We start from the raw sequence: 10,361 nt of genomic DNA, 5'->3' as shown, positions 1-10,361 counted from the left end.
TATCGTGAGGAGCGTCCGGGTCAGGGGCGTGATGACCGTGGTGAGCGGCGTCCCTTCAACCGTGAGGAGCGTCCCGGTCAGGGGCGCGATGATCGCGGTGAGCGGCGTACGTACGGTGATCGTGATCAGGCGCGTAGCCGGTACGGTTCCCGGGACCGGGACGATCGCCCCGGCTACGGTCGTGATGACCGCGGCCAGCGACCTCCGTTCAACCGCGATGACCGTGGTCAGCGACCTCCGTTCAACCGTGAGGAGCGTCCCGGTCAGGGGCGCGATGATCGCGGTGAGCGGCGTACGTACGGTGATCGTGATCAGGCGCGTAGCCGGTACGGTTCCCGGGACCGGGACGATCGCCCCGGCTACGGTCGTGATGACCGCGGCCAGCGACCTCCGTTCAACCGTGAGGAGCGTCCCGGTCAGGGGCGCGACGATCGTGGTGAACGGCGTCCGTTCAATCGTGACGATCGTCCCCGTGGTGGTTACCGCGATGACCGTGGTGAGCGGCGTTCCTACGGCGACCGTGACGACCGTCCCCGCTACGGCCGTGAGGATCGAGGGGCACGTCCCTTCGGGGATCGTGACGGTGGATTCCGCTCCGAGGGCGGCGGATCCCGCACGCGTTACGGTCGTGACGAGCGGCCCGAGGAGCGCGAGGAGGCCCGGAGCCGGACGCGGGAGGAACTGCCCCCGCTCGCTCCCGACATCACGGCGGACGAGCTCGACAAGGACGTCAGGGACGAACTGCGCTCCCTCCCACTCGACCTCGCCGACCTGGTCTCCTGCCATCTGGTGGCGGCCGGCCGGGCGCTTGAGGAGGACGACCCTGAGCGCGCCTACGAGCACACCAAGGTGGCCCGTCGTTTCGCCGCCCGTATCGGTGTGGTCCGCGAGGCCGTGGGCATCGCCGCCTACCATTCCGGGCACTTCGCCGAGGCGCTCAGCGACCTGCGTGCGGCGCGTCGTATGACCGGATCCGACGCCTACCTGCCGGTCATGGCCGACTGCGAGCGCGGTCTGGGCCGTCCGGAGCGCGCTCTCGACCTGGTCCGATCCCCGGAGGCGGAGCGTCTCGACCGATCCGGCAAGATCGAACTCGCCATCGTGGAGTCGGGCGCTCGCCGGGACCTCGGCCAGAACGACGCCGCCGTCATCACTCTTCAGCGCCTCCCGGAGCTGCGTGACACACGTCCGCACCCGTGGTCGGCGCGTCTCGCCTTCGCGTACGCCGATGCCCTGGCCGAGGCGGGGCACGAGGAGCCGGCCGTCGAGTGGTTCGGCCGCGCGATGGCCTTCGACGAGGACGGCGAGACCGACGCCGCCGAGCGGTACGCGCAGCTGACGGGGACCGTCATCGAGGACCTGGAGGAGGACGAGGACCTCGACGAGGCCGACGATGCCGCCGCACTCGATGCTCAGCTCGAGGACGAGGCGGACCTCGACGAGGGCGAGCCGGACCTCGGCGGTGTGTCCGATGAGACACCCGCCGTCGAGGAGCCGCCCGCGGAGGAGGAGCCTCCCGTGAAGGCCGCGAACGAGGCCGTACACGGAGATGAGACCGCTGGAGCCGAGGCCGACGAGGCGGGCAAGGCGGACGAGGCGGATGAGGCCGAGACCCGGGAGATCGGGGCCGGCGATGAGGTGGCCGAGGCCGTCGAGGACGACGTCGCGAAGGCCGGGGGGAAGGCCGAGGCCGGCATCGGCCCGGCCTTCATCGAGCCGAATTTCGGCGACACCCTCGACGACACGAACGAGGATGAGGACGAGGACGAGAAGAAGTAGCGGGTTCCGCGCCGCCTCGGGTGGGCCGGAAGGCTCACCCGAGGCGGTACGGGATCGGGCCGGAGGGAGCCGGAGGTCATCGGCTCGATCTGCGGCGGCGTCGGCTCAGGGCTGAACCCGGTTCAGCCAGTGGAGGATTCCGGCGACGTTGGACGGGGCGCCGCTGAGCAGTTCGAACTGCTCGGCCGTCCCGTCGTCGTCCTTCAGGGCCACGTACCGCTCCCGGGTGCGCTCCCTGACCATGGCCACCGCGTGGTCGAGGTCCATGCCCTCGGAGTGGGCCCGGCGGGTCAGATCCACCCAGACGCGTAGTTCCTCCGCCGAGCGCTCCAGCGTCTCCGCCACGTTCGCGACCGGTCCGTAATGGCTGAACAGGAGCCGCTGGGGGGCCAGCGACTCGAACAACGCGATCGAGTCGAGCGCGGTCCGCAGGTCGAAGTCCGGGGGCGGGGTCGCCGGTCGCAGATCTCCCGTCTGCGGAAGATAGACGCCGGCGGCGTCGCCGACGTAGAGATCCCCTGTGCCGGAGTCGATCAGGCCCACGTGGTGCTTGGCGTGTCCCGGAGAGTAGTGGCTGCTCAGGGTGCGGCCGTTGCCGAGATCGATGCTCCCCGTGTCTCCGAGGGCACGGATGCGCGACGACTCGGTGGGGGAGAGCTCCCCGAAGAGGGTGTCCAGCTTGTCACCCCAGACCATCCGGGCGCTGGACATGAGCCGCGAGGGGTCGGCCAGATGCCGGGCGCCTTTCTCGTGGACCACGATCTCGGCCTCCGGGTAGAAGCCCGCGATGTCGCCGACCCCGCCCGCGTGGTCCAGGTGGATGTGCGTCACGACCACCGTGGCGAGGTCCGCGGGACCCACACCCAGGGAGGTGAGGGCGTCGCGCACGATCGGAGCGGAGGTGGACGTACCCGTCTCGACCAGACAGGGACGGTCTCCCAGGATCAGGTATCCCGCTGTGATGCCGGAGTATCCGGCCATTCTCGTGTCGATCTCATAGACCTCGCCGCCGAGAGCGGTGATGTTGTCCACAGGTCACCTCAGAACTGGAACCGGCATCCCCAGAACGGCGTTCGGCCGTTCCGGCACAGCTCACATCGTAAAGAGTCGTCTCCGATCGGCAGAGGCAGAGATCGGAGGAAGATTCGATGGATCGCAACGAGGTCGTCCTGGTGGGTCGCCTGCCCGAGGCGGCGAGCGTCAGGAAACTGCGAAGCGGGAGCGCGCTCACCAGGTGGCGGCTGATCGTCCGTCGGCAGCAGCGGGCCCGGAGGATTCAGGTTGACACCATCCCCTGTGCGTCGTTCGTCCCGGAAGTGGCTCTGGCCGCCGCCGGGTGGCTACCCGGTGACATGGTCGAGGTGACGGGTTCGCTTCGCCGTCGCTGGTGGGGCGACGACGGATCCAAATCCTCGGGCTACGAGGTGGAGGTTCGCTCGGCGAGGCATCTCGGCCCCGCTCCCGGGGCGGCACCCGCCGGTGACCGGGGCGGGGAGGAGGCGGCCCTGGATCGGGACGGGGGCGGACGCCATGAGCACGCGAAGGTCACGCCTTGGAGCGGCGGGCGTCTCCTGGACGGCGAGCGGCCCTCGGACGGAGCCTGCGGATCGGGATGAAGACACCGTGGCCGGCCGGACGATGGGCCGGACTTCGCCGGGAGGCGTTCACCCACGCCTTCATCGCCGGTCTTCGTCCTCAGTCGAGGTCGAACATTCGCAGGACCAGACCTGTGCGGGGTTTGGGGCCGAAAGAGGTGGACTTGCGCGGCACCCGTTCCCTGTGGGACGCGACGGCGAGCACGTCGTCGACCTCCAGGGGGTTCATGAGCACGGCGGTTCCCCCCGAATCCCGGGCGAGCCGTACCGCGGCCTCCGCGTCGTGGTGCACGACCCGCACGGACCGCTCTTCATCGGGCATCCCCCAGATCTCGGGGAGCAGGAACTCGGCGAGGATCGAGGTGTTCAGCGCTCTCCAGCGGGCCGAGCGATCGGCGGGCATGGCCCGCTCCAGACGTTCCCGGTTCGGGTCGGTGAGGAGGTGGGCGGTGCCTCCGGCCGACAGCAGGTAGGCCGGCTCCGCCGCGGCCGCCAGCGCGGAGAGCCCCTCGCCGAGGGATCCGTACTCCCGGATCCTCCAGGCCTCCCCGGCCCGGCTGAGCGCTTCACCGAGCGGCAGCCCCGGGATCACCCGGTGGATGGCCTTGAGGTTGGGCGGGTAGGCGGTGGAGTCGACCAGGAGTGCCAGGCCGAAGTCCCGGGCGCCCGGTATCGGCGGCCGCCCCGGCGCGGTGGCTCCGGCGGTGGCTTCGGCGGCGTGGTGCTCCCGCTGGAGGGCGAGATAAGTGGCGTAGCGGTGATGACCGTCGGCGATCAGCGCCCTGCGGGGACGCAGATCCTCATTGAGCAGGGCGAGCTCTTCGGGGGCGGTGATGGCCCACAGCCGGTGTCGCACCCTGTCATCGGTCGTCGCCTCGGCCAGGGGCGTCCGTGAGGCGGCGATCTCGTCCACGAGCCTGGTGGTCGGCCCGCCGTCGCCGTCGTAGAGCAGGAAGATGGGCTCCAGGTTGGCCTCGGTCGTGCGCATCAGGGCCAGGCGGTCGGCGACGGGCCCCGGCATGACGTCCTCGTGCGGCAGGATGATCTGCTCCTCGGGGCCTGCCAGGCCCACGTCCCCGATGAGCCCCCGCTGCAGGATCCCGGGTCCGGCCTGCTCGTAGACGTACACGGCGGGTGACTCGTCGGCCACCAGCACGCCGGAGGACAGCCAGGTCCGAAGGGTCTCGCGGGCTTCGGCGTAGCGGTGGCGATCACTGCCGGGAAGGATGAGCCGCACCACGTTGTTGGGGTGTGCGTCGAGGAGCTCCCGAGCGCCGACCTCTGAGATGAGGTCATAGGGCGGGGAGATCACCTCGGCCAGATCGCCGACCGCGAATCGCACGCCGCGAAACGGGCGTAGCACCAGCCCGTCAGGTGCCGGCAGTTCAGGATTCGCCATGGAGGGCATGTTGTCACAAAGGCCTGTAAGGCTCGGGGGCCGTCTTGAGGGCGCACTGGTGCCCGGGTCGTCAGGGAATCGGTCAGATCTGTCATCTGTCGATGAAGGAGGCCTCACATATGGTCCAAGGACGCAGCGGTTCGCCTGATTCCCCCGATCCAGAGGCGGGCGCTCCCGTCGGGGACGTCTATGACTGGTTTCAACGCGGGATGAAACTTCTGACCGAGGGCAGCCCGGCCGCCGCAGCCTCACTGCTGGAGCGGGCCGCCGACGCCGAACCGGAGTCGCGCAGCATCAGGGAGGGGCTCGCCCGGGCCCAGTTCAACTCGCGGCAGTACGCCGACGCCGTCGACAGTTTCCGCTGGATCATCGACGCCAACCCGGCCGAGGACTACGCGTACTTCGGTCTGGGGCTCGCCCTGTGGCGCACCGGGGACATGGAGGCGGCGCAGGAGCCCCTGGCGATCGCCGTCGCGATGCGCCCCGACCAGCGTCATTACGTGTCGGCGCTGCGGAGCGTCCGTGCGACCCTCCGCGCCCGTCAGGCATGACGACCGGGGTGGTGGAATAGGGCGGTGGATTCCAACGCGCTCATCGATCCCTACGACACCCTCCTCCTCGATCTCGACGGCGTGGTCTATCTGGGCCGCGACGCCGTTCCGGGGGCCCCGGAGGCGTTGCGGCGGGCGGCGGAGGGAGGGGTGCGGCTCGCCTACGTCACCAACAACGCCTCACGCACTCCCGGGGCGATCGCCGAGCACCTGAGCGCGCTCGGCGCCCCGGCGCGTGCCGAGGACGTCGTCACCTCGGCCCAGGCCGCCGCGCGACTGGTGGCCGAACGGGTCGAGCCCGGTTCGGCGGTGCTGGTGGTCGGGGGGATGGGATTGCGCAGCGCCCTTCGCGCACACGGCCTGCGCCCGGTGAGCACCGCGGCGGAGGGGCCCGCCGCGGTCGTGCAGGGCATCGCTCCCGACCTCTCCTACGGTCTGCTCTGCGAGGGCGCCCTGGCCGTACGGCGGGGCGCCCTGTTCGTGGCGGCCAACGCCGATGCCACGATGCCCTCGGGCCGCGGTGAACTGCCGGGCAACGGGTCGATGACCCGGGTGATCGTCACGGCGACCGGGGTGGAGCCCGTCGTCGCCGGGAAGCCGGAGCCACCCCTGCACCGGGAGTCGATGCTGCGCACCGGCTCCCGGCGGCCCCTGGTGGTCGGTGACCGGCTCGACACCGACATCGAAGGGGCGACGAACGCGGGGGTGGACGCCCTGCTGGTTCTGACCGGCGTGACCGCACCGCTCGACCTGCTGACGGCGGGTCCCCGCGGGAGGCCCACCTACGTCGCCGCGGACCTGTCGGCGCTGCACCGGCCCTACCCCGCGGTGCGGCGGTCCGGAGACGGATGGGTCTGCGAGGGCTGGACCGCCCGCTGGGAGAGCGGCCGGCTGCGCCTCGACGGCCATGGGGAGGGGATCGACGCTCTTCGCGGGGCCTGCGCCGCGACATGGGAGGCCGCCGGCGAAGGGAGGGCGGACGAGGACGCGGTGAAGGCCGCTTTGGACTCCTCACTGCCGGGAGAGGGTGTCCGCCGTCGATGATCCGGTCACCCGGGGCGGCACGGGTCGTGGATGCCGAAGACTTCGAGGATCAGAGGAGCTTGCGGAGTCGGAGGAGGTCGCCGAAGCTGGCGTCGATCTTCACTTTGCCACCGAACAGGGCGCGCCCCATGTCCAGCTCCCCGTTGACCAGGGAGATCAGATCGTCACTGCCGATGGTCAGCTTCACGTCGGCGGGCCTGCCGTCGGCGGAGGGCCGCTCCTCGAAGGGGCCAAGGCCGCCGTGGTGGATGCGTCCGTAAAAAGTGACGCCGAGGTCGCTGATGTGGCAGCTGATGCTGCGCTCGACCACGTGCTTGGCGCGGCTCGCCTGGTCAACCTCGTCGAACTGTTCGCCGAGTCTGCGCAGTGCCACCCGGCACTCGTCGACGGTCGCCATCGCGCGACGCTCCTTTCTCTTTCCGGACGCTTCCGGATCCTTTGACGTACGGACGGTAGCGTTCCACATGAACATAATGTGCGATCCGGCGTCCGGGGGTTCGCCGGAGGGGGGGAGGCGTCGCCATGGTGTTCGATGCGCTGCGCGGTTACCTGCAGGGGGCCACCGGCCTCAGCGAGATGACGACGGCCAGGGCGCGGGAGGTGGTCCGTGACCTGTTCGGTCTGAGGGAGGCGGAGTCGCCGCAGGCGTCCGATCAGATCGACGAGATGGCCAGGGAACTGGTCACGGCGGGGGAGGAGAGCCGGAACCAGCTCGACGAGATCATTCAGAACGAGGTGAACCGCCTGGTCGACGCGTTCGATCAGGCGCACGAGAGAGAGATCGAGGAGATCGACCGGCTGCGGACGCGCGTGGCCGAACTGGAGGCCCGGCTGGCCGAATCCGAGACGGCCGCACCGCGCGCCACGCGGAGCCGTACCGCCGCGAAGACCGCGGAGAAGCCGGACAGGACCGCCGGGAAGACAGCAAAGACGGCGAAGACCACGGGAAAGGCCGCGGCGAAGACGGGGGCGGCGAAGACCGCGAAGACCGCCGGCGAGGCCGAGGCGAAGGAGAAGCCGGAAGAGGCCGTCGCGAAGGCCCAAAAGACGGAGAAGGCCGCCGCGAAGACGGAGAAGCCGGAAGGAGCCGTCGCGAAGGCCGGAAAGACGGGGAAGGCCGCCGGGAAGGCGACCGCCGAGACGGGGAAGGCCGTCGCGAAGACGGAGAAGGGGACGGCGAAAACGACCGCGAAGGCGGGGAGGGGTACGGCGAAAGCGGCTGAGGAGACGGGGAAGGGCACCGCGAGTACGGCGAAGGCTACGGGAAAGGCGGCGGAGAAGAAGACCGCTGGGGGGACCACCGGCAAGGCCGCCGCGTCGCCCAGGACCACCGGCAAGGCCACCGAGAAGTCCGGGGAGAGGGCCACTGGCAAGGCCGCCGCGTCGCCCAGGACCGCAGGCAAGGCCACCGAGAAGTCCGGGACCGCAGGTAAGGCCGCTGCGAAACCCGGGGCCACTGGCAGGACCGCCGCGAAAACCGGTGGCGAGGCCGCGGAGAAGCCAGGGGAGGACACGGGCAAGGACGGGAAGGGCGCTGACAGGGCGACCGCGAAGGCCGAGAAAGCAGCCGAGCGGGCGACCGTGAAGGCGGAGAGGGCCGCGGAGAAGGCCGCTGAGGCGGGCAGGTCCGCGGAACGCGCCGAGAAGGCGGCGAAGGACACGGAGCGGGCCCGGGAGGCGTCCGGCGAGGGCGGCGAGGCGGGTCAGGGCGGCGGTGGCGCCGCGCCGCGGAAGACCGGTGGAAGAGCCGCCGGAAAGACCGCCGGGAAGACCGCAGAGAGAGCGGCCGGGAAGACCGAGGGGAAGGCGGGCCGTACGACCGGGACGACGCGTGCCGCGGCGTCCGATACCGTCAAGGCGTCCACGGGCGGGGCGTCCCGTGCCCGTGCGGCGGACAGGACAGCGAAGAGGACGACGAAGAGCACTTCCGGAGGGGATGGATGACCCACCTGCCCGAAGAGACCGGCGAGGAAGAGACCGGCGGAGAGCGGGTCGACGCCGTGCTGAACGGGCTGACCCGGCTCGGCGAGATGCCCGTCTCGGCGCATGTGGGCGTGTTCGAGGAGGTGTTCGCCGGACTGGAGGGGGTGCTCGCGTCGGCGGACGACACCGCGGACCGGCGCCGGTGAGCCGGCGGGCACGTCTCGACAGCGAGCTCGTCCGCCGCCGGCTGGCCAGATCCAGGGAGCAGGCGGCTCAGTTGATCGAGGCCGGCCGGGTCACCGTCGGGGGCCAGGTGGCCGCCAAGTCCGCGACCCAGGTGGACACCGCCGCCGCGATCGTGGTGGCCGAGGCCCCCGGCGGTGTCGACTACGTCTCGCGGGGGGCGCACAAGCTGCTGGGCGCGCTGGAGGCGTTCGGGCCCCGTGGCCTGACCGTCTCCGGGCGGCGCTGCCTGGATGCCGGGGCCTCGACCGGGGGCTTCACCGACGTGCTGCTGCGCAACGGCGCGGCGCACGTGCTGGCGGTGGACGTCGGGTACGGCCAGCTCGCCTGGTCGCTGCGGACCGACGAGCGGGTCACGGTCATGGAGCGGGTCAACGTCAGGGACCTGACGCCCGACATGGTGGGGGAGGCTCCCACCCTGGTCGTGGGCGACCTGTCCTTCATCTCGCTGCGCCTGGTGCTGCCGGCCCTGACCCGCTGCGCCGCCGGGCGGGCCGACTTCGCGATGCTGGTCAAGCCCCAGTTCGAGGTGGGCAAGGAACGGGTGGGCGCCGGCGGCGTCGTCCGGGACCCCGCCCTGAGGGCTCAGGCCGTACGAGACGTCGCCGAGGCCGCCCGGGGCCTCGGTCTCGTCGTGCGCGGCGTCACCGCGAGCCCGCTGCCCGGCCCGTCCGGCAACGTCGAGTACGTCATCTGGCTGGGCAAGGGAGAGGGCGCGCCGCCGGTCGCCGACGTCGAGGCGGAGATCGGGCGCGCGGTGGCGGAAGGACCCCGCTAGGGTCTGTCGGTGGACGCGCCGAAGGCGCCGGTGCTCACCCCCCGAAAGAGTGGAACATGACGATCAAGCGCACCGTGCTGGTCACCGCCCACACCGGGCGCCGGGCGGCCGTCGAGACCGCCCGGCTGGTGATCGGGCGGTTGCTGGAGGCGGGGGTGGCGGTGCGCGTCCTCGGCTCCGAGGCCGAGGCCGTGGCGTGCGCGGGCGCCGACGTGGTGCCGGACACCGCCGTGGCCGTCCAGGACGCCGAGATGATGATCGTGCTCGGCGGCGACGGCAGCCTGCTGCGGGCCGCCGAGTTCGCCCGTCCGGCCGGGGTGCCGCTGCTGGGGGTCAACCTCGGGCACGTCGGGTTCCTTGCGGAGGCGGAGGTGGAGGACCTGGCGGTCGCGGTGGACTGCGTGGTCCGGGGCCGCTACGACGTGGAGGAGCGGATGGCCGTCGAGGTCACCGCCCGCCTCAACGGGCGGTTGCTGGCCGACACCTGGGCGCTCAACGAGGCGACGGTGGAGAAGAACGACCGGATGCTGGAGGTGGTCGCCGAGATCGACGGGCGGCCTCTGTCACGATGGGGGTGTGACGGGGTCATCTGCGCCACCCCGACCGGTTCGACCGCGTATGCTTTCTCGGCCGGCGGCCCGGTGGTGTGGCCGGAGGTGGAGGCGTTGCTGCTGGTGCCGATCAGCGCCCACGCGCTGTTCGCCCGGCCGCTGGTGGTCTCCCCGCGGTCCCGGCTGGCGCTGGAGGTCCAGCCGGAGACGGCCGGGGCCGTGCTGTGGTGCGACGGCCGCCGCCGCTTCGATCTGCCCGCCGGGACACGGATCGAGGTGCGCCGCGCGGAGGTGCCGGTACGGCTGGCGCGGCTGCACGGTCTGGAGGACACCGGGGCGCCGTTCACCGACAGGCTGGTCGCCAAATTCGGCCTTCCTGTGCAGGGGTGGCGCGGCCGGGCGAGGCCGTAGATCATCCCGGCGATCACGGTGCCGAGCGCGTAGGATCGTGCCCGCGCACCGCACTGATGTTCGGTGAATTCGATGTGACGGGAGGGA

At 71.3% G+C, this 10,361-nt stretch carries 12 protein-coding genes; 8 read left to right on the top strand and 4 right to left on the bottom strand.

Annotated elements, in window-relative coordinates; all coding sequences use genetic code 11:
• Window positions 1–915 (bottom strand): hypothetical protein (locus tag AB0D67_RS31840; protein WP_362944249.1); only part of this gene is annotated, 915 nt, incomplete at its 3' end.
• Between AB0D67_RS31840 and AB0D67_RS31835 the strand changes: the two genes are divergently transcribed.
• Window positions 880–1,779: a hypothetical protein gene (locus tag AB0D67_RS31835; RefSeq protein ID WP_362944247.1), complete on the top strand. Its 900-nt coding sequence runs from the start codon at window positions 880–882 to the stop codon at window positions 1,777–1,779. The genes AB0D67_RS31840 and AB0D67_RS31835 overlap by 36 nt on opposite strands.
• Before the next feature lie 105 nt (window positions 1,780–1,884).
• Here AB0D67_RS31835 and AB0D67_RS31830 read toward each other — a convergent pair whose 3' ends face one another.
• Window positions 1,885–2,811: an MBL fold metallo-hydrolase gene (locus AB0D67_RS31830; RefSeq protein WP_362944245.1), complete on the bottom strand. Its 927-nt coding sequence runs from the start codon at window positions 2,809–2,811 to the stop codon at window positions 1,885–1,887.
• Between the two features lie 116 nt (window positions 2,812–2,927).
• Between AB0D67_RS31830 and AB0D67_RS31825 the strand changes: the two genes are divergently transcribed.
• Window positions 2,928–3,395 (top strand): single-stranded DNA-binding protein, encoded by a 468-nt coding sequence (locus tag AB0D67_RS31825; RefSeq protein WP_362944243.1) that lies wholly within the window; start codon window positions 2,928–2,930, stop codon window positions 3,393–3,395.
• 79 nt (window positions 3,396–3,474) lie between these two features.
• Here the strand turns inward: AB0D67_RS31825 and AB0D67_RS31820 are convergent, their stop codons facing one another.
• Window positions 3,475–4,773 carry a DUF1015 domain-containing protein gene (locus tag AB0D67_RS31820; protein ID WP_362944241.1) on the bottom strand — a complete coding sequence of 433 codons (1,299 nt, stop codon included), beginning with the start codon at window positions 4,771–4,773 and terminating at the stop codon, window positions 3,475–3,477.
• Between the two features lie 209 nt (window positions 4,774–4,982).
• On the opposite strand from AB0D67_RS31820, the gene AB0D67_RS31815 reads away from it, so the two are divergent.
• Both AB0D67_RS31815 and AB0D67_RS31810 read left to right on the top strand, forming a co-directional pair.
• Window positions 4,983–5,324, top strand: a complete 342-nt coding sequence (locus AB0D67_RS31815) for a tetratricopeptide repeat protein (RefSeq protein ID WP_362944239.1) — start codon at window positions 4,983–4,985, stop codon at window positions 5,322–5,324.
• Window positions 5,325–5,348: 24 nt separating this feature from the next.
• Window positions 5,349–6,368: an HAD-IIA family hydrolase gene (locus AB0D67_RS31810; protein WP_362944237.1), complete on the top strand. Its 1,020-nt coding sequence runs from the start codon at window positions 5,349–5,351 to the stop codon at window positions 6,366–6,368.
• A 49-nt stretch (window positions 6,369–6,417) separates the two neighbouring features.
• Here AB0D67_RS31810 and AB0D67_RS31805 read toward each other — a convergent pair whose 3' ends face one another.
• Window positions 6,418–6,765, bottom strand: a complete 348-nt coding sequence (locus AB0D67_RS31805) for an SCP2 sterol-binding domain-containing protein (protein WP_362944234.1) — start codon at window positions 6,763–6,765, stop codon at window positions 6,418–6,420.
• A 125-nt stretch (window positions 6,766–6,890) separates the two neighbouring features.
• On the opposite strand from AB0D67_RS31805, the gene AB0D67_RS31800 reads away from it, so the two are divergent.
• The 4 genes from AB0D67_RS31800 to AB0D67_RS31785 are packed head-to-tail and all read left to right on the top strand — an operon-like array spanning window position 6,891 to window position 10,274.
• Window positions 6,891–8,312 carry a hypothetical protein gene (locus AB0D67_RS31800; protein WP_362944232.1) on the top strand — a complete coding sequence of 474 codons (1,422 nt, stop codon included), beginning with the start codon at window positions 6,891–6,893 and terminating at the stop codon, window positions 8,310–8,312.
• Window positions 8,309–8,497 carry a hypothetical protein gene (locus tag AB0D67_RS31795; protein ID WP_362944230.1) on the top strand — a complete coding sequence of 63 codons (189 nt, stop codon included), beginning with the start codon at window positions 8,309–8,311 and terminating at the stop codon, window positions 8,495–8,497. The genes AB0D67_RS31800 and AB0D67_RS31795 overlap by 4 nt, the downstream gene beginning before the upstream one ends.
• Window positions 8,494–9,312 carry a TlyA family RNA methyltransferase gene (locus tag AB0D67_RS31790; protein WP_362944228.1) on the top strand — a complete coding sequence of 273 codons (819 nt, stop codon included), beginning with the start codon at window positions 8,494–8,496 and terminating at the stop codon, window positions 9,310–9,312. Before AB0D67_RS31795 ends, AB0D67_RS31790 begins: the two co-directional genes overlap by 4 nt.
• 56 nt (window positions 9,313–9,368) lie before the next feature.
• Window positions 9,369–10,274: an NAD kinase gene (locus AB0D67_RS31785; protein ID WP_362944226.1), complete on the top strand. Its 906-nt coding sequence runs from the start codon at window positions 9,369–9,371 to the stop codon at window positions 10,272–10,274.
• Window positions 10,275–10,361 lie beyond the last annotated feature (87 nt).

Source organism: Streptosporangium sp. NPDC048047 (assembly GCF_040653115.1).
Taxonomy (GTDB): Bacteria; Actinomycetota; Actinomycetes; order Streptosporangiales; family Streptosporangiaceae; genus Streptosporangium.
The sequence above is the reverse complement of the archived record's forward strand: the minus strand, read 5'-3'. Positions and strand labels throughout refer to the sequence as shown.